The following is a 22,106-nucleotide window of genomic DNA, read 5'->3' on the forward strand; positions in this document are numbered from 1 at the left end:
GGGTACCTTATGAATTCAATGAGTTTTCTCATCTCAACCCTATTTGACCTGTATATCATGGTCGTGATTTTGCGAATTTGGTTGCAAGCTGCACGTGCAGATTTCTACAACCCGTTCTCGCAATTTATTGTAAAAGCGACTCAGCCAGTCATTGGCCCACTGCGTCGTGTTATTCCATCTATCGGCAATATTGACCTTGCAACGGTTCTGTTCGCTTACGTGCTGTGTGTATTGAAATTTGTCGCGCTGATTCTGATTGCGTCTAACGGCTCTGTCTCTTTCAGCGTTGATTTCCTATTCTTGGGTTTGTTATCGCTACTAAAAGCTGCTGGTGGCCTTCTGTTCTGGGTATTGTTGATTCGCGCAATCCTAAGCTGGGTGAGCCAAGGTCGTAGCCCAATTGAATACGTGTTCCATCAATTGACCGAGCCAATGTGCGCACCAATTCGTCGCGTACTTCCTGCTTTTGGCGGCTTGGATTTGAGCGTGCTGGTTCTGTTCATCGGTTTGCAATTCGCAAACTTCTTGATGGGCGATATCATTGGTCCTATTTGGTTCCAACTGTAATGTCCGCAGCAGTTTGGCAAGATGGCGAGGACATCGTCCTTAAGCTTTATATTCAACCAAAAGCAAGCCGCGATAAGATCGTCGGCTTGCACGGTGAAGAGCTCAAAATCGCCATCACTGCACCGCCTGTCGATGGCAAAGCCAATGCTCACCTCACTAAGTTCTTAGCCAAGCAGTTCAAAATCGCTAAGGGTTTGGTTCACATAGAAAAAGGTGAACTAGGACGGCACAAACAAATTCGGATAGAATCGCCCGTACAGATACCCGCTGAAGTAAAAGCCATCTTATGATGGCTTTTTATTTATAATTTTGTACCACACTTACTAGTACCAACTATCGGACATGCTTTTTTAACCTGCCACTCGGGTAAAAGTGCAACTATGGTTGGCTCATAACGAGTGCTTTGAGGAAGTAACAATGAGCAAATGGATTACCGCATTACTGATCAGTCTGTTGTCATTACCGATCTTTGCTGAACAGTTCAAAAACATGAAAGACATCGAAGTACACTATGTGGCTTTTAACTCGACTTTCCTGACACCTAAAGTCGCTCGCAGCTACGACATCAAACGTAATGGTTACGTGGCTGTAGTGAGCATCAGCGTGTTAGACAGCGCCTCTTTAGGTAAGCCAGCGGTCGAGGCGAAGGTAGGAGGACATGCGAAAAACTTAATAGGCCAAACTCAAAAGTTGACCTTTCGTGAAATTAAAGAAGGTGAAGCCATTTACTACTTAGCCGAGCTGCCAATTACTCACGAAGAAACTTTTACCTTCGATATTGACGTTAAAGCTGGAAACAAAGGCTCAGGTAAGCTTAAATTCACCCAGAAATTTTTTGTCGAAGAGTAATTGGGTTGTGATGATCTAAATGCTTTTTGATCTAAGTAGGCCAAAAGCCTCTATCAATTCCAGAATATCTAGAGGAGAACGATTTGTTCTCCTCTATCACTATTAAAAGAGATTCCCATGAAAAAAATTGTGCTAGCAACAGGCAACCAAGGCAAAGTTCGCGAGATGGCAGATCTACTGTCTGACTTCGGTTTTGAAGTATTAGCGCAAAGTGAATTCAACGTATCAGAAGTTGCTGAAACGGGCACCACGTTCATTGAGAACGCAATCATTAAAGCTCGCCATGCCGCGCAAGAAACTGGCTTACCAGCGATTGCAGATGATTCTGGTCTGGAAGTCGATTTCCTAAAAGGTGCACCAGGCATCTACTCAGCTCGTTACGCCGGCGAAAAAGCCTCTGACCAAGAGAACCTAGAGAAGCTACTTAAAGCAATGGAAGGCGTGCCAGAAGCAGAGCGCACCGCGCGTTTCCACTGCGTATTGGTATTGATGCGTCACGAGAACGATCCAACGCCTATCGTTTGTCATGGCAAATGGGAAGGGCGCATTCTGACTGAAGCACATGGCGAAAATGGCTTTGGTTACGACCCTATCTTCTTCGTACCAGAAGATAACTGTGCGTCAGCAGAGCTAGAGCCGACACGTAAAAAGCAGTTGTCTCACCGCGGTAAAGCACTGAACTCACTGTTTGCTCAGTTATCAGCGCAAACCGCACAGTAAGATCGAGTGAACTTGTCCATGTTAACGCCCCCAGCACTCAGCTTGTATGTACACATCCCATGGTGTGTACAAAAGTGCCCTTATTGCGACTTTAACTCCCATGCGCTTAAAGCGGAGATCCCAGAAGAAGAGTACATCAGTGCCCTTCTAGAAGATCTGGATACCGATATTGATAAGTACCGCTTAAATGACGCACCGCGTCCGCTGCATTCCATCTTCATTGGCGGTGGCACGCCAAGTTTGATTTCTGCAGAAGGCATTGAGCGTTTGCTAAAAGGCATCGAAGCGCGAATTCCATTCAAGCCAGACATTGAAATCACTATGGAAGCAAACCCTGGCACCATCGAAGCAGAGCGTTTCGTGGGTTATCGTAAAGCGGGCGTCACGCGAATTTCCATCGGAGTTCAAAGCTTTGAGCAGGAGAAGTTGGAGCGTCTAGGACGAATTCATGGTCAAGACGAAGCCGTTAATGCAGCGAAACTTGCCCATCAAATTGGTTTGAACAGCTTTAACCTCGACTTAATGCACGGCTTACCCGATCAAAGCATCGAACAAGCGCTAGCCGATTTGGACAAAGCGATTGAGCTCGCACCGCCGCACCTGTCTTGGTATCAGCTCACCATCGAACCAAACACCATGTTCTACTACAAGCCACCGACACTGCCAGATGACGATGACTTGTGGGACATCTTCGAACAAGGGCATGAAAAGCTAGCAGCAGCAGGTTACGTTCAGTACGAAATCTCTGGCTACAGCAAACCGGGTTATCAGTGTCAGCACAACCTGAATTACTGGCGCTTTGGCGATTACCTTGGCATCGGCTGTGGCTCACATGGCAAATTGAGTTTTGCCGATGGCCGCATCATTCGTACCACGAAAGTGAAGCATCCTCGAGGCTACTTGGCCGCTTATCAAAATATGGTAAAGCCGTATTTGCATACCGAGCAGCTCGTTGCCGATGAAGACCGCCCATTTGAGTTCTTCATGAACCGCTTCCGCTTGATGGAAGCGTGTCCGAAGCAAGATTATGTGGATACCACGGGCTTACCGCTCAGTACCATTCAAGACACCATTGATTGGGCGTTAGAGATGGGCTATTTGAGTGAAACGGAGACGCACTGGCAGATCACCGAGAAAGGAAAGCTGTTCCTCAACGACTTACTTGAAGCCTTTATGGCAGAAGAAGACGAAGAGTAAACCACGCGAACTACAAAAAAGCCTCTCAGACGAGAGGCTTTTTGTATAGAAACAGTTAACACTAAAAAATCGAACGGCCAATTCGCTCAGAGAGCAGTTCCAGTGCTTTCGTACCCGCCAATGAGTTCCCTGACGCATCAAGTTCTGGAGACCAAACCGCAATGGTCATTTCACCCGGCACTACGGCAATAATACCGCCGCCAACGCCAGATTTACCCGGCATACCCACACGGTAAGCAAACTCACCGGCACCATCGTATAAACCACAAGTTGCGAGCAATGCATTCAACTGTTTCGTTTGTGTTGGTGACACCACTGGCTTGCCCGTTTGAACGGACGTGCCTTTATTAGCAAGGTAGCTAAAGGTTTTTGCTAAATCCACACAGCTCATCTTTAAAGCACAGGCATGGAAGTAGTTTTGTAGCACAGGAATAACCTCGTTTTCGAAGTTCCCGAATGAACGCATTAGGTAAGCAATCGCCGCGTTGCGATCACCGTGCATCATTTCCGACGCGGCCACGACTTTGTCATAGACAATGTGAGTATCGCCCGACAACTGACGAACAAACTCAAGTAAGCGCTGACGAGGTGCAGACAAACGACTTTGCAGCAAGTCAGCCACAACAATTGCACCCGCGTTAATAAACGGGTTGCGTGGAATACCCTGTTCCATCTCCAGCTGAATCAGCGAGTTAAACGCCTGACCGGATGGCTCTTTACCTACTCTTGCCCAAATTTCTTCTTGTTTGTACAAGCACATGGCCAACGTTAGGCTCAGTGCTTTCGAAATAGACTGAATAGAAAAAGACTCATCGGCATCGCCAGCCTTAATCACTTCACCTTCATTGGTGTATACCGCAATAGCTAATTTATTATTCGGTACTTTTGCCAGAGCCGGAATGTAGTCCGCCACTTTTCCTTGGCCGATCAAAGGGCGCACTTCCGCCAGAATATCTGTCAAAATTTCCGCTGTCGGTTTCATTGTCTACCTTCTTGTCACAAGAGTATTCGCTCAGAGGTAAAAAAAGCCAACAGAGCGTTGGCTTTTCATCGGATTCGTTATCGAAGATTCGATTATGGTTTCACTGCCACAATAATATTGCGGTTGATAGATTGATCAACACGGTGAAGATAACCGATGTAAGGCTCTTCTGAAAGTACCTTCCACCCTTGCTCTTCAAATAATGCTGCGACATCTTTCCATTTCAACGTGAATTCATTGAAAGACAGCACTACAGAACCTTGTTTTTTCAGCACCACTTTCCATGCAGGCAGAGCCTCTTTCAAAAGCTCTAGTGGGCTACGGTTCAGCTTGCTGTCTTTGGCATTTTTGCTACCGTGCTGCACACCATAAGGTAGGTCAGACACCATGACGTCAACCGAGTTTTTCTTCACAACTTGGTCAGCGATGCGGGTATCTGCTGAATACAACTTCATGGTTTGAAGATTACCCTGGAGGTAGTCTTCTTTACTTGCAGCCGCTTCAACAACGAAGCCATCTGCCACTTTCTTGCCACCAGAAGTGCGCTTTTCTTTGCTCACTTTGTGCTTGAAGCGGCCATTCTTCATAAACTTAACGATGAAGGTTTGGATCTCTTGAACCCATTTCTGGTTGATCTCCACACCCACGACATTCAAGCCATGGATCAAACCTTCAAACAGTGTCGTACCCTTACCACACATTGGATCCATCAGCGTTAGCTGCGTGCTGTCAGTATTTGCAGCACTCACGCCAAGGTTAACCATCAAGCGAGTAAACTGCTCATTGGTTTTACCTGTATAACGCAGGATCTGGCTCATGCTCTCAGGGAAAGTATTGAATGCAGGCGCCTGAATTGGACGAAGCAAACCATCTTCACGCACTTCAAACAGCGCGTAATAGATAGAAGATGCGGCAATCTTACGAGACTGCGCTTCACTTAACGCCTGCTCACAAGAAAACACCTGCGCCGCAGGTAAACCCACGTCTTTGCTGCCAATTTCAGTCACTTCAACACCTTCAGAGGCCAAAATCGCTTTGAGCTCTGAGCATGCAATGGTCATTGCGCTATCAAAGTAAATTCGGTTGTGACCCGGATTCGCTAATATCGCGTAGTGGTACATCAACTGACTCCTTAAGCAATGCGTTTGTATTTAATATCCCACACACCGTGACCTAGACGGTGACCGCGAGCTTCAAATTTCGTCAGCGGACGGTCTTCAGGGCGAGGTACGAAGTCACCTTCTTCAGCAATGTTTGCATAACCCGGCGCCTGGTTCATGATTTCAATCATGTGCTCAGCGTAGTTTTCCCAGTCCGTTGCCATGTGGAAAATACCTTCATTAGGGATAAGCTTCTGGCGAACCATTTCAGCGAATTCAAGCTGTACGATACGACGCTTGTGGTGACGCTTTTTATGCCATGGGTCTGGGAAGAACAGTTGCAACGTCGTCAGGCTGTCATTCGGGATCATGTGTTCGAACACTTCAACCGCATCGTGACACATTACGCGCAGGTTAGTGATACCCGCTTCACGTGCATCAGAAAGACAAGCACCAACACCCGGGCTGTGTACTTCGATACCGATGAAATTCTTCTCCGGTGCGTTCTTTGCCATTTCAACCAGTGAAGCACCCATACCGAAACCGATCTCAAGCACAACCGGGTTGTCGTTACCAAAAACGTCTTTCCAGTCAAGAAGTTCTGCTTTGTAATCGATACCCATTGTTGGCCAGCACTCATTCATCGCGTTTTCCTGGCCTTTGGTTAAACGACCTTCACGACGAACGAAACTGCGGATTTTACGGATCAGCTTGCCGTCTTCGTTGTATTCGTTAGTGGTTACTTCACTCATTGGTTTTGCCTGCACATTGATTAATCAAAGCGGGGATTATCCAAAGAATTTACTCGGGTGCAAGTATTTGTTGAGCTTGTGGCCTATCGCTACCCAAAAGCCATCACACCCCCTGTAATATCCCCACTGTTTACCAGTTGTACTTCTTACCCATTCTGTGGTGCAATTTTGCCCCTAACCAATAATAGAATACAGAGCAAGTCGTGACCCCTTTCGCCAGTGCCATCTTAGAATGGTATGACGCATACGGAAGAAAAGATCTTCCGTGGCAACAAAACAAAACCGCATACAGTGTCTGGTTGTCTGAAATCATGCTTCAGCAAACACAGGTCACTACCGTTATTCCTTATTACCAACGCTTCTTGGAACGCTTTCCGACTGTCGTCGACCTTGCGAACGCAGAGCAAGATGAAGTGCTACACCTTTGGACTGGCCTAGGTTATTACGCGCGTGCTCGCAACCTTCATAAAGCCGCTAAAGAGGTCGCCCATAAATACAGTGGCGAGTTTCCACTTAATCTAGAACAAATGAATGCGCTTCCTGGAATTGGTCGCTCAACCGCAGCAGCCGTATTGTCATCGGTACACAAGCAGCCGCATGCCATTCTTGATGGCAACGTAAAACGAACGCTATCACGCTGCTTTGCTGTAGAAGGTTGGCCAGGCCAGAAGAAAGTTGAAAATCAGTTATGGGAAATTGCCGAAGCGCATACTCCGCAAACTGATGTAGATAAGTATAACCAAGCCATGATGGACATGGGGGCGATGGTTTGTACCCGCAGCAAACCTAAGTGCACCCTATGCCCTGTTGCTGATTTATGTGTGGCGAAAAAACAAGGGAACGTGCTCGACTACCCGGGTAAAAAACCGAAGAAAGAAAAACCGGTCAAACAAACCCGCTTCGTGATGCTTCATCACCACAATGAGAACGGACACGAAGTATGGCTAGAACAAAGACCACAAACTGGTATTTGGGGAGGTTTATTTTGCTTCCCACAAACCGAACATGTGGACGTCGAAAGCGATATCGATTTACTACTTGAGCAACGTGGCATAAAAGCCAGCGACATCAATAAGCATGAAACGTTAATCACGTTTCGCCATACATTTAGTCATTACCACCTAGATATCACACCGATTTTGATTGACCTGTCAAAGCAACCCGATGTGGTAATGGAAGGCAGCAAAGGTCTTTGGTATAACTTATCTCAACCTGAAGAAGTGGGCTTAGCCGCACCAGTAAAACTTTTATTGGAAGCGCTACCTCACGAACTTCGTTAATTGAATACAAGGAGTCATTATGAGCCGCACTGTGTTTTGTGCTCGACTAAAGAAAGAAGGCGAAGGCCTGGACTTTCAACTTTACCCAGGTGAACTAGGTAAACGCATTTTCGATAACATCTCGAAAGAAGCTTGGGCTCAGTGGCAACACAAACAAACCATGTTGATCAACGAGAAAAAGCTCAACATGATGGATCCAGAGCATCGTAAACTGCTCGAAACCGAAATGGTGAACTTCCTATTCGAAGGCAAAGACGTTCACATTGAAGGTTACACACCACCAAGCGAATAAAGCCAATTTGTTCAAAAGCAATGACATCACAACCTAAACTGTGATGTCATTTTTCCTCCAGCGTCTTGTCCTCATTACCTAAAAACTTATGAAGAAAATTGCTTTTATTGCCACCGCTCTCTTATTGGCAGGCTGTAGCCGCGAATTCGTCGAAAAAATTTATGACGTGAACTACGAGCCAACCAACCGCTTTGCAAACAACCTAGCAGAGCTACCAGGCCAGTTTGAGAAAGATACCGCCGCACTCGATGCGTTGATCAATAGCTTCTCAGGCAATATCAAAAAGCGTTGGGGACAACGTGAAGTGAAGTTCGCAGGTAAAAGTAACTACGTTAAGTACATCGACAATTATTTAAGTCGGGCAGAAGTGGATTTCCAGAAAGGTCTTATCACTATCGAGACCGTTTCTCCGACCGAACCACAAAAACACTTGAAGAACGCAATCATCACCACATTGCTAACGCCAGATGATCCAGCAAACGTCGACTTGTTCTCATCGAAAGAGATAAAACTCGAAGGCCAACCCTTTTTGTACAAACAGGTGCTCGATCAAGATAAAAAGCCCATTCAATGGTCGTGGCGCGCGAATCGCTTCGCAGACTACCTGATTGCCAATAACATCAAAACCAAAGATGTAGACTTTAAAAAAGCGTATTACGTTGAGATTCCAATGGTAGAGGATCACTTCTCTCAACGTAGTTACCAATACGCGGATATCGTGCGTCGCGCATCAAAAAAATACGACATTCCTGAAGATCTGATTTACGCCATCATCAAAACCGAGAGCAGTTTTAACCCTTACGCAGTAAGTTGGGCCAATGCTTATGGATTGATGCAAGTAGTGCCCAAAACCGCTGGTCGTGATGTATTTAAGCTCGTAAAGAACAAATCAGGACAACCTAGTCCAGAGTATTTGTTCAACCCAGAAAACAATATTGACACAGGAACCGCCTACTTCTACATCCTCAAAAACCGTTATTTACGCGAAGTTCAGCATCCAACTTCGTTAGAGTACAGTATGATTTCCGCTTACAACGGTGGAACTGGTGGTGTTTTAAACACATTTAATCGCAGTGACCGAAAACGTGCGATGCGAGATCTCAATTCTTTGCAACCCAACCAAGTTTATTGGGCGCTAACTAAGAAACATCCGAACGCTGAAGCGCGTCGTTACCTAGAAAAAGTTACAAATTTCAAAAAGGAATTTAACTCTGAGCACACTTTGTAATGACAGTTGAATAAAAAGCGTTCGAACAACCACTTTTTTGAAATTATTTAAAAAAAGTGGTTGACGCAAAGCGGGAAAATCCGTTTAATAGCGCTCCGTTGCCCGGATAGCTCAGTCGGTAGAGCAGAGGATTGAAAATCCTCGTGTCGGTGGTTCGATTCCGCCTCCGGGCACCACAATTTGATTTGTTGGTGTCTTAGCAAAAGTTATTACACGAACAAAAGCACAAAGAATAAAGTGTGCCGACTTAGCTCAGTAGGTAGAGCAACTGACTTGTAATCAGTAGGTCACCAGTTCGATTCCGGTAGTCGGCACCATTCTTTTGCCTCGATAGCTCAGTCGGTAGAGCAGAGGATTGAAAATCCTCGTGTCGGTGGTTCGATTCCGCCTCGAGGCACCATTATTTGGTGCGCTTGCTTCATTTGATGATTAGCAAGACACAAACAACTTTTTGTTGTTAAAAGAACAATTCCTCCTTAGCTCAGTTGGTAGAGCGACGGACTGTTAATCCGCAGGTCGCTGGTTCGAGCCCAGCAGGAGGAGCCACTTTTCAGAGTTTCACTTAAGTGAGATTCTAAAAGATGAAGAGTTGAACTCTTCTAAAAAGAATAAAGTGTGCCGACTTAGCTCAGTAGGTAGAGCAACTGACTTGTAATCAGTAGGTCACCAGTTCGATTCCGGTAGTCGGCACCATTCTTTTGCCTCGATAGCTCAGTCGGTAGAGCAGAGGATTGAAAATCCTCGTGTCGGTGGTTCGATTCCGCCTCGAGGCACCATATTTGGTGCACTTGCTGAATGGCAAGACACAAACAGAATAGTTCCTCCTTAGCTCAGTTGGTAGAGCGACGGACTGTTAATCCGCAGGTCGCTGGTTCGAGCCCAGCAGGAGGAGCCAATTTAAAAAGCCGCATCACTTGATGCGGCTTTTTTGCATCTGCCCTATTCTCCATTTTAATATTCCTTTGCTTCGCACTTCATTTCCAAACATCACCGAATATTAAATCTCCTCTTCAAAAACACTTATTTCACGCTAAAAATTTAATCCTCATCATAGTTTCAATACGTGCTTGTAGGCGTAATACTACTTCTTCAATAAGATGCGTCGGCTATTAGATTATTGACATAAGCCATGCCTTGCATAGCAATGACACATTTTGTGAGCCAAATATGAAATTAAAAACTCAAGCCTACTTATTATCCGCGATCATACTGTTAGCTTTGCTAGCCTTGACCGCTACAGGTTTATGGACCTTACGCGTCGCAAGTAACCTCGATAACAAAGCTCGAGTAACTGAGCTATTCAAGAGTGCATACAGCATTCTGACTGAAGTAGAAAAAATGGCAGTTGAAGGCAAGATGCCTGAAGAGGAAGCAAAAGCACTCGCAACACGCCTACTGCGTAACAACATCTACAAAGACAACGAGTACGTTTATGTGGCGGACGAAAATATGATGTTTATTGCCGCGCCTCTAGATCCTCAACTACACGGAACCAGTTTCCATGACTTTAAAGATGGCAGCGGTAATAGCGTAGGCCAACTCATCCTAGATGTTTTGGGTCGCAAAACAGGTCAGATTGTTGAATATACCTGGAGCCAAAAACAGGCCGACGGCAGCATTGAAGAAAAACACTCAATAGCAGAAAAAACACCACATTGGGGTTGGGTTGTCGGCACAGGTATTGGCTTTAATGAAGTGAATGCACGTTTTTGGTCGACAGCACAGTGGCAGCTTATGCTGTGTCTGATTATCGCAGGTTCAATTCTTGGAGGCTTGATCATCTCGATTCGCAAAATGCTCAATCTCTTAGGAGGTGAACCTAACGATGTACGAGAAGCGGTTCAAGCGGTTGCACAAGGTAATATCCAAACTAGCTTTGATACCGTCGCTCCAAAAGGCAGTATCTACCATGCGGTTCAGAATATGAGCCAATCATTGGCAACCATGGTGACTAACCTTGAACAATCGATGCACGCTCTACGCGATGAGCTATCAGCAGTGGAGTCGCGCTCAAATTCCATCGCCGATCTTACCGTTTCTCAGCAGCAATCGACCGCAATGATTGCAACAGCGATGACAGAAATGGCTTCTTCCGCTAACCATGTGGCAAGCTCTGCTAGCGACACAGCACGTAATACCGATGAAGCAGATAAACAAAGTCAGCACACTCAATCACTGATCCACAGCACTGTAGATAACATTCAAGGTCTTGCGACTCAGCTGAATACTGCAAGTAAAGCGGTTGCCGATCTCGATCAAGATGTAAACAACATCGTGAAAGTTCTGGATGTAATCGGGGATATTGCGGAACAAACCAACCTATTAGCCTTGAACGCTGCAATTGAAGCAGCCCGAGCAGGCGAACAAGGACGAGGCTTTGCTGTAGTAGCAGATGAGGTGCGTAATCTTGCAGGTCGAACTCAAGACAGCACAAAAGAGATCCAACACATGATCTCGAATCTTCAAGAAGGCTCTCGCAATGCCATTCATACAATGGGAATCTGTGCGGAAACAAGTGAAAGCACAGTAACTGAATCGATGAATGCATCAGAAGCTCTCCAACAGATCGTTACCGCGCTTGAATCTATCACAGCAATGAGTCAGCAAATTGCGACGGCAGCAGCTGAGCAAACGCAAGTCAGTGATGACATTGCACACCGCATAAATCTGATTGAAGAGAGCGGAAGTAAGCTAAATTCAGTGGTAACAGAGAGCCAATCGAGCACCCAAAGTTTGGCCTCTTTGGCAAATGAACTGGAAGGATGGGTGAATAAGTTCTCCGTAAAGCACTAGTTTAAAGTCAATTGTTCACTAAAAAGCACGTTTTCAAACGTGCTTTTTTTGTTTTCGTCGCATTTATTTAGCAAACAAGCTCGTAATTTCTTTCTTAGAAAAGCTTAAAACATGGTGTATCCCTATTTAAAACGCATAAAAACAGCCCACTCCGAGCACATTTTCATCAAACGATATTTTATTTTAATTTTATTGTTGACCTGAAAGCCGAAAAGCCTTTTAATACACCTCGTCGCCCGGATAGCTCAGTCGGTAGAGCAGAGGATTGAAAATCCTCGTGTCGGTGGTTCGATTCCGCCTCCGGGCACCACAATTTAAAATTGTTGGTGTCTAACACGAACAATATAAAGAATAACGGTACGCCGACTTAGCTCAGTAGGTAGAGCAACTGACTTGTAATCAGTAGGTCACCAGTTCGATTCCGGTAGTCGGCACCATTTATTCTTAAAAAGACAATTCCTCCTTAGCTCAGTTGGTAGAGCGACGGACTGTTAATCCGCAGGTCGCTGGTTCGAGCCCAGCAGGAGGAGCCACTTTCAATTGGCAAGTTAATTACTTGTTAATGAAAATGTGCCGACTTAGCTCAGTAGGTAGAGCAACTGACTTGTAATCAGTAGGTCACCAGTTCGATTCCGGTAGTCGGCACCACTTATTAAAATTTGTTCCTCCTTAGCTCAGTCGGTAGAGCGACGGACTGTTAATCCGCAGGTCACTGGTTCAAGTCCAGTAGGGGGAGCCATATTAGAAGAAGCCGCATCACTTGATGCGGCTTTTTTGCATCTGGAAGAAATACACCCTTCTCTCCTCTTTGCTCTATAAACAAAAAAGCCAGGTTTAGAAACCCAGCTTTCTCTTTTGCACTCTCATCCAAAGATCAGTTTAAGCCACCAAGACAAATGTATTTCGTCTCTAGGTATTCATTGAGCCCTTGTTTCGCGCCTTCACGCCCAACACCTGACTCTTTAATACCACCAAATGGTGCAACTTCTGTCGAGATGATACCTTCGTTCACACCAACCATTCCGTATTCCAAGCCTTCAGTGAACTTGATAATTCGTTTAAGGCTATCGGTATAGAAATAACAAGCTAAGCCGTACTCGGTATCATTGGCCATTGCTAACACTTGTTCATCATCTTCAAATGTTAATACGGGTAATACTGGCCCAAACAACTCTTGCTGCACGATAGCCATACCTTGAACGACATTATCCAAAATTACAGGCTCCATAAAGCGCCCTGCGAGCTTTTGAGGACGGTTAGCAATGGTAGCCCCCTCTTGTAACGCCTGATCAATAACAGCCTCCAGACGATGCTTAGAAGCCATGGTGATCACTGGCCCAACTGTCACACCAGACTCCAAGCCATTCCCAACATTTAGCTCCATCATTTTCGCGAGCACTTTTTCCATAAAGCGCACTTTGACATTTTGATGTACATATAAACGGTTTGTGCACACGCACGTTTGTCCTGCATTGCGGAACTTGGACGCGATAAGCCCATCAGCAGCTGATTCCAAATCAGCATCCTCAAAAACAATAAACGGAGCGTTACCTCCAAGTTCCATCGATACCGCTTTAACAGTTTCACTAGCCTGCTTCATCAAAATTTTGCCGACGCGAGTCGAACCCGTAAATGAAATCTTCTTGATCCTAGGATCCATCGATAACACCTGACCAAACTCAGCAGCCTGTTCAGAAATAACAACAGGTAAAAGCGGCTTAGGGATACCAGCCTGATACGCAAGTTCAACAACCGCTAGTGCGGTCAGAGGGGTCAACTCCGACGGTTTGATGATCATCCCACACCCAGCAGCTAACGCAGGTGCCGCTTTTCGTGTGATCATAGCAATAGGGAAGTTCCACGGTGTAATAGCAGCACACACGCCTACAGGCTGTTTAATTGTAGATAAACGTCTATCTACAGCAGGAGCTGGGATAACTTCGCCATAAGCTCGTTTAGCCTCTTCTGCAAACCACTCTACAAAAGAAGCCCCGTAGCTCACTTCCCCGCGGCTTTCAGACAATGGTTTGCCCTGTTCCAATGTAATAATGGTCGCTATATCTTCAGCGTGTTCCATCAACAATTGATGCCAGTTTTTCAAACAGCTAGAGCGCTCTTTCGCACTCAACTTAGCCCATCGAACTTGTTCAGCCGAACACGCTTCAATGAGGCAATCCAACTCTTCAATTGAACTCGGTTTCAAGCGAATTAACTCTTGCTCAGTTGCAGGGTTGATGACCACAACTCCATCGTCGGAAGCCCATTGTTGAAATACTTCTTTTAAGGTTTCATTTTTTATTTGTTGCATCACCAAACTAACTCCTACGAGAACTCCTTTTAGGGTAATCCTTCTAGTAGAAATCAGCAAAGCAAACAAAGTTTTCTGATAGTGTTGACATTAACAATCGAAAAAGCCGTGAGTATAAGGACTAGGAATGGATCACATAGCAAGCCAGTTCGAAAATTCAAAGATTGCATAAATGCGAGACTCATTTAATAACTTCGAGTCTCAACATGATGATATGGCAACGAAATACTAACTAAACTGAATCTAGACTCAAGACACGAATGAAAACCAAAGCTTTTAGGCTAGGACTAAATGAATCAACAAAGCCATAAAGCTTATTCTTCTTAAGCAAACCAAAATGAGTCAAATTAGTTTGTATATGCCTAGAATACAGATAGGCATATACAGGTGCTTGTAGATGAGAGAGCATCGCTATTGCGAATGAGGATTCTGTATCAACGGCCGGACTACAAGGGTTGGAATAAGTACCAGAGCACTGAAACGGAATTCGTTTCTCTGAAGGCCTTAAACGACGAAAGCCTTGCTATTTCTAGCAAGGCTTTCCAAATAAGTGGCGGAGCGGACGGGACTCGAACCCGCGACCCCCGGCGTGACAGGCCGGTATTCTAACCAACTGAACTACCGCTCCGCACTGGTTAGACTCTGGAGTCTAAATAAGAACCTGGCGATGTTCTACTCTCACATGGGGAAGCCCCACACTACCATCGACGCTACTTCGTTTCACTTCTGAGTTCGGAATGGAAATCAGGTGGGTCCAAAGTGCTATGGTCGCCAAGTAAAATTCTTTACATTTTGTTTTAGGCTTTAATTTAAAACATAAAACAAATAATAAATGGTGCTGATACCCAGAATCGAACTGGGGACCTCATCCTTACCAAGGATGCGCTCTACCGACTGAGCCATATCAGCACATTATTTGTGTCCGTGAGGACTAAAAAAGCCCGCTTTTACAAACGGGCTCTCTTAACTTTTGTCTTCGCCTTTTAAAAAGGAAAAAACTAAATTAAAGCCTGGCGATGTCCTACTCTCACATGGGGAAACCCCACACTACCATCGGCGCTATTTCGTTTCACTTCTGAGTTCGGAATGGAGTCAGGTGGGTCCAAAACGCTATGGTCGCCAAGCAAATTCTTTAATTCGGAAAGCTGTTTTTGTGTTCTCTACACATTCAATTCTGTTCTTGCTTCGAGTCCATCAAAACCCCTTGGGTGTTGTATGGTTAAGCCTCACGGGCAATTAGTATCAGTTAGCTCAATGCCTCACAGCACTTACACACCTGACCTATCAACGTCGTAGTCTCCGACAACCCTTTAGGATACTTAAAGTATCAGGGAAGACTCATCTCAGGGCTCGCTTCCCGCTTAGATGCTTTCAGCGGTTATCGATTCCGAACTTAGCTACCGGGCAATGCGTCTGGCGACACAACCCGAACACCAGAGGTTCGTCCACTCCGGTCCTCTCGTACTAGGAGCAGCCCCCTTCAATCTTCCAACGCCCACGGCAGATAGGGACCGAACTGTCTCACGACGTTCTAAACCCAGCTCGCGTACCACTTTAAATGGCGAACAGCCATACCCTTGGGACCGACTTCAGCCCCAGGATGTGATGAGCCGACATCGAGGTGCCAAACACCGCCGTCGATATGAACTCTTGGGCGGTATCAGCCTGTTATCCCCGGAGTACCTTTTATCCGTTGAGCGATGGCCCTTCCATTCAGAACCACCGGATCACTATGACCTGCTTTCGCACCTGCTCGAATTGTCATTCTCGCAGTCAAGCGGGCTTATGCCATTGCACTAACCTCACGATGTCCAACCGTGATTAGCCCACCTTCGTGCTCCTCCGTTACTCTTTGGGAGGAGACCGCCCCAGTCAAACTACCCACCAGGCACTGTCCGCAACCCCGATTAGGGGTCGACGTTAGAACATCAACACTACAAGGGTGGTATTTCAAGGACGGCTCCACACATACTGGCGTACGTGCTTCAAAGCCTCCCACCTATCCTACACATGTAGGGTCAATGTTCAGTGCCAAGCTGTAGTAAAGGTTCACGGGGTCTTTCCGTCTAGCCGCGGGTACACTGCATCTTCACAGCGATTTCAATTTCACTGAGTCTCGGGTGGAGACAGCGTGGCCATCATTACGCCATTCGTGCAGGTCGGAACTTACCCGACAAGGAATTTCGCTACCTTAGGACCGTTATAGTTACGGCCGCCGTTTACCGGGGCTTCGATCAAGAGCTTCGACCGAAGTCTAACCCCATCAATTAACCTTCCGGCACCGGGCAGGCGTCACACCGTATACGTCATCTTACGATTTTGCACAGTGCTGTGTTTTTAATAAACAGTTGCAGCCACCTGGTATCTGCGACTCTCGTCAGCTCCATCCGCGAGGGACTTCACCATCAAGAGCGTACCTTCTCCCGAAGTTACGGTACCATTTTGCCTAGTTCCTTCACCCGAGTTCTCTCAAGCGCCTTGGTATTCTCTACCCGACCACCTGTGTCGGTTTGGGGTACGATTCCTTACAATCTGAAGCTTAGAGGCTTTTCCTGGAAGCATGGCATCAATGACTTCACACCCGTAGGTGCTCGACGTCGTGTCTCAGCCTTAAAAAGAGCCGGATTTACCTAACTCTTAAGCCTACGCACTTGAACCTGGACAACCGTCGCCAGGCCCACCTAGCCTTCTCCGTCCCCCCATCGCAATTGTAAGAAGTACGGGAATATTAACCCGTTTCCCATCGACTACGCCTTTCGGCCTCGCCTTAGGGGTCGACTTACCCTGCCCCGATTAACGTTGGACAGGAACCCTTGGTCTTCCGGCGAGGAGGTTTTTCACCCCCTTTATCGTTACTCATGTCAGCATTCGCACTTCTGATACGTCCAGCATGCGTTACCACACACCTTCAACCGCTTACAGAACGCTCCCCTACCCAATGTGCAAAAGCACATTGCCGCAGCTTCGGTTTACTACTTAGCCCCGTTACATCTTCCGCGCAGGCCGACTCGACCAGTGAGCTATTACGCTTTCTTTAAATGATGGCTGCTTCTAAGCCAACATCCTGGCTGTCTGAGCCTTCCCACATCGTTTCCCACTTAGTAGTAATTTGGGACCTTAGCTGGCGGTCTGGGTTGTTTCCCTCTCCACGACGGACGTTAGCACCCGCCGTGTGTCTCCCGGATAGTACTTACTGGTATTCGGAGTTTGCAAAGGGTTGGTAAGTCGGGATGACCCCCTAGCCTTAACAGTGCTCTACCCCCAGTAGTATTCGTCCGAGGCGCTACCTAAATAGCTTTCGGGGAGAACCAGCTATCTCCAGGTTTGATTGGCCTTTCACCCCTAGCCACAAGTCATCCGCTAATTTTTCAACATTAGTCGGTTCGGTCCTCCAGTTGATGTTACTCAACCTTCAACCTGCCCATGGCTAGATCACCTGGTTTCGGGTCTATATCCAGAGACTGAACGCCCAGTTAAGACTCGGTTTCCCTACGGCTCCCCTAGATGGTTAACCTTGCCACTGAATATAAGTCGCTGACCCATTATACAAAAGGTACGCAGTCACAGGACAAAGCCTGCTCCTACTGCTTGTACGTACACGGTTTCAGGTTCTATTTCACTCCCCTCACAGGGGTTCTTTTCGCCTTTCCCTCACGGTACTGGTTCACTATCGGTCAGTCAGTAGTATTTAGCCTTGGAGGATGGTCCCCCCATATTCAGACAGGATATCACGTGTCCCGCCCTACTCGATTTCACTGAACACACGTCGTCAACTACGGGACTATCACCCTGTATCGTCGGACTTTCCAGACCGTTCGTCTAACGCGTGTAAAGCTTAAGGGCTAATCCAATTTCGCTCGCCGCTACTTTCGGAATCTCGGTTGATTTCTTTTCCTCGGGGTACTTAGATGTTTCAGTTCCCCCGGTTCGCCTCCTTACCCTATGTATTCAGGTAAGGATACGTGCTTATGCACGTGGGTTTCCCCATTCAGAAATCCCAGACTCAAATGGTTGTTACTACCTAATCTGGGCTTATCGCAAGTTACTACGTCTTTCATCGCCTCTGACTGCCAAGGCATCCACCGTGTACGCTTAGTCACTTAACCATACAACCCGAAGGAGTTTCGAGTTGATGAACAAGTCACCAAAGTTGTCTGCAATTTTTATACATGATGCAGACTCGATTTTGCCGGACTCAAATTCCAAGAACACTTGAATGTGTTATTTTGGTGTTTGTCATAAAGACAAACATTGAGAACTTTACAAACAACAATAAATTGTTGTTTTGTCAGCTTTCCAAATTGTTAAAGAGCTAATCACTTCTGATGAAGTAACCATTTTTAAAAGCACTCATCGAATGCGCTTAAAGATGGTGGAGCTATGCGGGATCGAACCGCAGACCTCCTGCGTGCAAGGCAGGCGCTCTCCCAGCTGAGCTATAGCCCCATCAAGGTGTCGATACTGTATGCCAACTCCCTAAAAGGAATTGGTGGGTCTGAGTGGACTCGAACCACCGACCTCTCGCTTATCAGGCGAACGCTCTAACCACCTGAGCTACAGACCCAGTATCGTCTCTTTTACATAAACCGTATCAATCTGTGTGGACACTCATCGTGAGTAATCATCGTTTAAGGAGGTGATCCAGCGCCAGGTTCCCCTAGCGCTACCTTGTTACGACTTCACCCCAGTCATGAACCACAAAGTGGTAAGCGTCCCCCCGAAGGTTAAACTACCTACTTCTTTTGCAGCCCACTCCCATGGTGTGACGGGCGGTGTGTACAAGGCCCGGGAACGTATTCACCGTGGCATTCTGATCCACGATTACTAGCGATTCCGACTTCATGGAGTCGAGTTGCAGACTCCAATCCGGACTACGACGCACTTTTTGGGATTCGCTCACTTTCGCAAGTTGGCTGCCCTCTGTATGCGCCATTGTAGCACGTGTGTAGCCCTACTCGTAAGGGCCATGATGACTTGACGTCGTCCCCACCTTCCTCCGGTTTATCACCGGCAGTCTCCCTGGAGTTCCCGACATTACTCGCTGGCAAACAAGGATAAGGGTTGCGCTCGTTGCGGGACTTAACCCAACATTTCACAACACGAGCTGACGACAGCCATGCAGCACCTGTCTCAGAGTTCCCGAAGGCACCAATCCATCTCTGGAAAGTTCTCTGGATGTCAAGAGTAGGTAAGGTTCTTCGCGTTGCATCGAATTAAACCACATGCTCCACCGCTTGTGCGGGCCCCCGTCAATTCATTTGAGTTTTAATCTTGCGACCGTACTCCCCAGGCGGTCTACTTAACGCGTTAGCTCCGAAAGCCACGGCTCAAGGCCACAACCTCCAAGTAGACATCGTTTACGGCGTGGACTACCAGGGTATCTAATCCTGTTTGCTCCCCACGCTTTCGCATCTGAGTGTCAGTATCTGTCCAGGGGGCCGCCTTCGCCACCGGTATTCCTTCAGATCTCTACGCATTTCACCGCTACACCTGAAATTCTACCCCCCTCTACAGTACTCTAGTCTGCCAGTTTCAAATGCAATTCCGAGGTTGAGCCCCGGGCTTTCACATCTGACTTAACAAACCACCTGCATGCGCTTTACGCCCAGTAATTCCGATTAACGCTCGCACCCTCCGTATTACCGCGGCTGCTGGCACGGAGTTAGCCGGTGCTTCTTCTGTCGCTAACGTCAAATAATGCAGCTATTAACTACACTACCTTCCTCACGACTGAAAGTGCTTTACAACCCGAAGGCCTTCTTCACACACGCGGCATGGCTGCATCAGGCTTGCGCCCATTGTGCAATATTCCCCACTGCTGCCTCCCGTAGGAGTCTGGACCGTGTCTCAGTTCCAGTGTGGCTGATCATCCTCTCAGACCAGCTAGGGATCGTCGCCTTGGTGAGCCCTTACCTCACCAACTAGCTAATCCCACCTAGGCATATCCTGACGCGAGAGGCCCGAAGGTCCCCCTCTTTGGCCCGTAGGCATCATGCGGTATTAGCCATCGTTTCCAATGGTTATCCCCCACATCAGGGCAATTTCCTAGGCATTACTCACCCGTCCGCCGCTCGACGCCGTTATCGTTCCCCGAAGGTTCAGATAACTCGTTTCCGCTCGACTTGCATGTGTTAGGCCTGCCGCCAGCGTTCAATCTGAGCCATGATCAAACTCTTCAATTTAAGATTTTGTTCGGCTCAATGAATACTGAACATTACATAAAGTAATGTTTGAATTGACTGTGCTGAATCCGAAGATTCAATGGTCACTTCGTTTCATTGAAACCTAATTTGATACCGAGGTATCGAATTGGATTATCATCAACGAGTGCCCACACAGATTGATAGGTCTATATTGTTAAAGAGCTTGCTCTGCGAGAAGTTTTTCTCTCAAAGCGGAGGTGCATTCTAGCGATTTGGTTGTTAGTGTCAAACACTTTTTTCAACTAATTTTTCGTAGAAGCTTTTTACCTCTCCGACTCTGCTGAAGCCTTATCGCGTCTGCCGTGTCGGTGGATGCGCATTATAGGGAGAAGAATTTCTTTGGCAATACTAAAAATGCATTTTTTCTAAAAAAACATGCCAAATGGACACTTTCCACTCAACATCTAAATTCGTCTCAATTAACACCCAGCATTTCTACAGAATACTCACAAAAAACTGTGGATAACTACTCATCACTGTCAAAGAAATAGGATATTCGCGAGCGTGGGTTTAGGTACTCTTTTATCTTATCTGGCAATTTAGATGGATGAATCGCATTTACGATCCTCAAATCTTTCGATGCAAGCTCAATGATGGGAGCTTGAGTTCTTGGCACTGATGGGTCGTAAACCAGAACATTTGGAAATAGCAGGTTTGAAGCGTTCACTGAGATGACCAATCCCACCATATTATTAGATAACTGAACAACCGTGCCAGGAGGGAAGACGCCCATGAACTTGATCAGGATATTAAGGTTTTCTTCTTTATATAGGTGTTTACAGTTTTTATATAAATGAGAAAGGGCGGTGTATGGGATTTTCTGTTCTGATGCGATCGGTGTATGGCACAAGTTATCAAATGCATTTGCCACTATGACAATTTGAGCCAATTCATCAATTTCATCCCCTTTAAGGCCCTCAGGATAACCGGAGCCATCTCTTAACTCATGATGCTGAGCAATCACGGTTTTAGCTGGTTCAGGAAAACCTTCGATCTGATTCGCGAGATCCAAACCATATTTAGTATGTAACTTTAGGTAGTTGGTTTCTGGCTCGGTTAATGGCACTTGCTTTCTTAATATAGCGGTAGGGATTTTGATCTTACCCATATCATGAAACAGAGCAGCGAAAGAGAGCTCTTTTAGTTGCTTGGCAGAATACCCTTTCGCACGCCCAATCATCATGGCAATAACCGCAACGTTTAGAGAATGGAAATAGATATCTTCAAATTCGTTTTTGCCGTTCATTAAATGAAGCGTGACGTTATCATCGCACATCAACTTCTCAACAATGTCTTCTATTAACAGTTGAGCTTCATCAACAGCGGCAGTTGGGCGGTTACGAATTTTCGTCATGACTGATCGCATCCGCGCAAGTGAGCGTTCAAACTCTTTCTCACACTGGATCACTCGTCGACGATATGCACTGAGCTTTTCAATTCGTTTCTGTTTTTCTTGCCACAGTTTTTGCGTTTCTAAATCCAACGATTCATTGCTTGTTGTGCTGTCCGTTTGGATTTGATTGACGGGCAATGGTGCGGCATCGCTTTGTTCTGGATTAAAGTACACGAACTTCACACCGAGATGACGAATCATCTCGATCTGTTCCTGGTCTTTAATTTTAAAGCTATTGAGTAGGAAGGGGTGATCGTTCCACTTTAGCGGAAGGCGGATATGTAATCCCGGCTGAATACGATCCACTGTAAGTTTAATTGCTGCCACTTTTTCACTACTATTAAGTTTTCACGATAAACCAAGAATAGTAGTAGATTCTGTAAATAAATTCATCAATAAGAACTCACAAGTGCGAGTCATTCGCGTTAAGAACCAATGTGTT

General features: G+C 46.3%; 14 protein-coding genes, 16 tRNA genes and 4 rRNA genes. 21 read left to right on the forward strand and 13 right to left on the reverse strand.

The genetic code is table 11. The annotated features are described in order from the left end of the window. Positions 1 to 9 precede the first annotated feature (9 nt). The 5 genes from ACYJZR_RS12920 (at position 10) to hemW (ending at position 3,333) form a co-directional block, all read left to right on the forward strand. On the forward strand, positions 10 to 567 hold the full coding sequence (locus ACYJZR_RS12920; protein WP_005482440.1) for a YggT family protein: 558 nt from the start codon (positions 10 to 12) through the stop codon (positions 565 to 567). Next, positions 567 to 857: a DUF167 family protein YggU gene (gene yggU, locus ACYJZR_RS12925; RefSeq protein WP_005482461.1), complete on the forward strand. Its 291-nt coding sequence runs from the start codon at positions 567 to 569 to the stop codon at positions 855 to 857. Before ACYJZR_RS12920 ends, yggU begins: the two co-directional genes overlap by 1 nt. Positions 858 to 984: 127 nt before the next feature. Further along, positions 985 to 1,416, forward strand: coding sequence for a DUF4426 domain-containing protein (locus tag ACYJZR_RS12930; protein ID WP_406966427.1), 432 nt, complete (start codon positions 985 to 987; stop codon positions 1,414 to 1,416). A 117-nt stretch (positions 1,417 to 1,533) separates the two neighbouring features. Continuing rightward, a complete protein-coding gene (locus ACYJZR_RS12935) occupies positions 1,534 to 2,136 on the forward strand; it encodes an XTP/dITP diphosphatase (RefSeq protein WP_025518666.1) in 603 nt (200 codons plus the stop codon). 18 nt (positions 2,137 to 2,154) lie between these two features. Then, entirely contained in the window at positions 2,155 to 3,333 is a 1,179-nt protein-coding gene (hemW, locus tag ACYJZR_RS12940; RefSeq protein ID WP_005482442.1) for a radical SAM family heme chaperone HemW, read from the forward strand. A 61-nt stretch (positions 3,334 to 3,394) separates the two neighbouring features. Here the strand turns inward: hemW and glsB are convergent, their stop codons facing one another. From glsB to trmB, 3 genes are all read right to left on the reverse strand, one after another. Next, positions 3,395 to 4,315 carry a glutaminase B gene (glsB, locus tag ACYJZR_RS12945; RefSeq protein ID WP_005482494.1) on the reverse strand — a complete coding sequence of 307 codons (921 nt, stop codon included), beginning with the start codon at positions 4,313 to 4,315 and terminating at the stop codon, positions 3,395 to 3,397. A 92-nt stretch (positions 4,316 to 4,407) separates the two neighbouring features. Continuing rightward, positions 4,408 to 5,436, reverse strand: coding sequence for a TRM11 family SAM-dependent methyltransferase (locus ACYJZR_RS12950; RefSeq protein WP_228067970.1), 1,029 nt, complete (start codon positions 5,434 to 5,436; stop codon positions 4,408 to 4,410). An 11-nt stretch (positions 5,437 to 5,447) separates the two neighbouring features. Then, the gene (trmB, locus tag ACYJZR_RS12955) at positions 5,448 to 6,167 is read right to left on the reverse strand and encodes a tRNA (guanosine(46)-N7)-methyltransferase TrmB (RefSeq protein WP_406966425.1); all 720 of its coding nucleotides are present in this window, start codon (positions 6,165 to 6,167) and stop codon (positions 5,448 to 5,450) included. Between the two features lie 203 nt (positions 6,168 to 6,370). Between trmB and mutY the strand changes: the two genes are divergently transcribed. The 16 genes from mutY to ACYJZR_RS13035 all read left to right on the forward strand — a co-directional run bounded on the left by mutY (position 6,371) and on the right by ACYJZR_RS13035 (position 12,499). Beyond that, the gene (gene mutY / locus ACYJZR_RS12960) at positions 6,371 to 7,447 is read left to right on the forward strand and encodes an A/G-specific adenine glycosylase (RefSeq protein ID WP_241574532.1); all 1,077 of its coding nucleotides are present in this window, start codon (positions 6,371 to 6,373) and stop codon (positions 7,445 to 7,447) included. A gap of 19 nt (positions 7,448 to 7,466) precedes the next feature. Beyond that, positions 7,467 to 7,739, forward strand: a complete 273-nt coding sequence (locus tag ACYJZR_RS12965) for an oxidative damage protection protein (protein WP_005482430.1) — start codon at positions 7,467 to 7,469, stop codon at positions 7,737 to 7,739. A gap of 88 nt (positions 7,740 to 7,827) precedes the next feature. Beyond that, positions 7,828 to 8,967, forward strand: a complete 1,140-nt coding sequence (mltC, locus tag ACYJZR_RS12970; protein ID WP_005490305.1) for a membrane-bound lytic murein transglycosylase MltC — start codon at positions 7,828 to 7,830, stop codon at positions 8,965 to 8,967. 100 nt (positions 8,968 to 9,067) lie between these two features. Continuing rightward, positions 9,068 to 9,143: transfer RNA gene (locus tag ACYJZR_RS12975), tRNA-Phe, on the forward strand. Between the two features lie 65 nt (positions 9,144 to 9,208). Next, positions 9,209 to 9,284, forward strand: a tRNA-Thr gene (locus ACYJZR_RS12980). 7 nt (positions 9,285 to 9,291) lie between these two features. Further along, positions 9,292 to 9,367 (forward strand) — tRNA-Phe (locus ACYJZR_RS12985). A 70-nt stretch (positions 9,368 to 9,437) separates the two neighbouring features. After that, positions 9,438 to 9,513: transfer RNA gene (locus ACYJZR_RS12990), tRNA-Asn, on the forward strand. A gap of 71 nt (positions 9,514 to 9,584) precedes the next feature. Further along, a tRNA-Thr gene (locus ACYJZR_RS12995) sits at positions 9,585 to 9,660 on the forward strand. Positions 9,661 to 9,667: 7 nt separating this feature from the next. Continuing rightward, positions 9,668 to 9,743 (forward strand) — tRNA-Phe (locus tag ACYJZR_RS13000). Between the two features lie 43 nt (positions 9,744 to 9,786). After that, positions 9,787 to 9,862, forward strand: a tRNA-Asn gene (locus ACYJZR_RS13005). A 272-nt stretch (positions 9,863 to 10,134) separates the two neighbouring features. Beyond that, on the forward strand, positions 10,135 to 11,760 hold the full coding sequence (locus ACYJZR_RS13010; RefSeq protein WP_140356043.1) for a methyl-accepting chemotaxis protein: 1,626 nt from the start codon (positions 10,135 to 10,137) through the stop codon (positions 11,758 to 11,760). Between the two features lie 234 nt (positions 11,761 to 11,994). Next, positions 11,995 to 12,070, forward strand: a tRNA-Phe gene (locus ACYJZR_RS13015). 51 nt (positions 12,071 to 12,121) lie between these two features. Further along, positions 12,122 to 12,197 (forward strand) — tRNA-Thr (locus ACYJZR_RS13020). Positions 12,198 to 12,217: 20 nt separating this feature from the next. After that, positions 12,218 to 12,293 (forward strand) — tRNA-Asn (locus ACYJZR_RS13025). Between the two features lie 39 nt (positions 12,294 to 12,332). Beyond that, a tRNA-Thr gene (locus ACYJZR_RS13030) sits at positions 12,333 to 12,408 on the forward strand. A gap of 15 nt (positions 12,409 to 12,423) precedes the next feature. Then, positions 12,424 to 12,499: transfer RNA gene (locus tag ACYJZR_RS13035), tRNA-Asn, on the forward strand. 135 nt (positions 12,500 to 12,634) lie between these two features. Here ACYJZR_RS13035 and ACYJZR_RS13040 read toward each other — a convergent pair. The 10 genes from ACYJZR_RS13040 to ACYJZR_RS13085 form a co-directional block, all read right to left on the reverse strand. Next, on the reverse strand, positions 12,635 to 14,071 hold the full coding sequence (locus ACYJZR_RS13040) for an NAD-dependent succinate-semialdehyde dehydrogenase (RefSeq protein ID WP_406966424.1): 1,437 nt from the start codon (positions 14,069 to 14,071) through the stop codon (positions 12,635 to 12,637). 548 nt (positions 14,072 to 14,619) lie between these two features. After that, a tRNA-Asp gene (locus tag ACYJZR_RS13045) sits at positions 14,620 to 14,696 on the reverse strand. A 31-nt stretch (positions 14,697 to 14,727) separates the two neighbouring features. Next, positions 14,728 to 14,844: ribosomal RNA gene (gene rrf, locus ACYJZR_RS13050) — 5S ribosomal RNA — on the reverse strand. Positions 14,845 to 14,901: 57 nt separating this feature from the next. Next, positions 14,902 to 14,977: transfer RNA gene (locus tag ACYJZR_RS13055), tRNA-Thr, on the reverse strand. A 99-nt stretch (positions 14,978 to 15,076) separates the two neighbouring features. Further along, positions 15,077 to 15,192, reverse strand: a 5S ribosomal RNA gene (gene rrf / locus ACYJZR_RS13060). A gap of 91 nt (positions 15,193 to 15,283) precedes the next feature. Beyond that, positions 15,284 to 18,174, reverse strand: a 23S ribosomal RNA gene (locus ACYJZR_RS13065). Positions 18,175 to 18,438: 264 nt separating this feature from the next. Further along, positions 18,439 to 18,514, reverse strand: a tRNA-Ala gene (locus ACYJZR_RS13070). 41 nt (positions 18,515 to 18,555) lie between these two features. Then, a tRNA-Ile gene (locus ACYJZR_RS13075) sits at positions 18,556 to 18,632 on the reverse strand. A gap of 65 nt (positions 18,633 to 18,697) precedes the next feature. Then, positions 18,698 to 20,250, reverse strand: a 16S ribosomal RNA gene (locus tag ACYJZR_RS13080). The 16S, 23S and 5S rRNA genes sit together here with 4 tRNA genes alongside, the layout of an rRNA operon. Positions 20,251 to 20,737: 487 nt before the next feature. Further along, complete coding sequence (locus tag ACYJZR_RS13085) at positions 20,738 to 21,991, reverse strand: HD-GYP domain-containing protein (RefSeq protein ID WP_005461085.1); 1,254 nt, start codon at positions 21,989 to 21,991, stop codon at positions 20,738 to 20,740. Positions 21,992 to 22,106 lie beyond the last annotated feature (115 nt).

The organism is Vibrio sp. RC2502, assembly GCF_054850435.1.

Bases quoted from the DNA above. Each gene is read 5' to 3' on its own strand.
- trmB (WP_406966425.1), bottom strand. From the start codon at position 6,167: ATGAGTGAAGTAACCACTAACGAATACAACGAAGACGGCAAGCTGATC.
- yggU (WP_005482461.1), top strand. From the start codon at position 567: ATGTCCGCAGCAGTTTGGCAAGATGGCGAGGACATCGTCCTTAAGCTT.
- ACYJZR_RS12930 (WP_406966427.1), top strand. From the start codon at position 985: ATGAGCAAATGGATTACCGCATTACTGATCAGTCTGTTGTCATTACCG.
- ACYJZR_RS12950 (WP_228067970.1), bottom strand. From the start codon at position 5,436: ATGTACCACTACGCGATATTAGCGAATCCGGGTCACAACCGAATTTAC.
- glsB (WP_005482494.1), bottom strand. From the start codon at position 4,315: ATGAAACCGACAGCGGAAATTTTGACAGATATTCTGGCGGAAGTGCGC.
- ACYJZR_RS12920 (WP_005482440.1), top strand. From the start codon at position 10: ATGAATTCAATGAGTTTTCTCATCTCAACCCTATTTGACCTGTATATC.
- ACYJZR_RS12935 (WP_025518666.1), top strand. From the start codon at position 1,534: ATGAAAAAAATTGTGCTAGCAACAGGCAACCAAGGCAAAGTTCGCGAG.
- ACYJZR_RS12965 (WP_005482430.1), top strand. From the start codon at position 7,467: ATGAGCCGCACTGTGTTTTGTGCTCGACTAAAGAAAGAAGGCGAAGGC.
- mltC (WP_005490305.1), top strand. From the start codon at position 7,828: ATGAAGAAAATTGCTTTTATTGCCACCGCTCTCTTATTGGCAGGCTGT.
- ACYJZR_RS13010 (WP_140356043.1), top strand. From the start codon at position 10,135: ATGAAATTAAAAACTCAAGCCTACTTATTATCCGCGATCATACTGTTA.
- hemW (WP_005482442.1), top strand. From the start codon at position 2,155: ATGTTAACGCCCCCAGCACTCAGCTTGTATGTACACATCCCATGGTGT.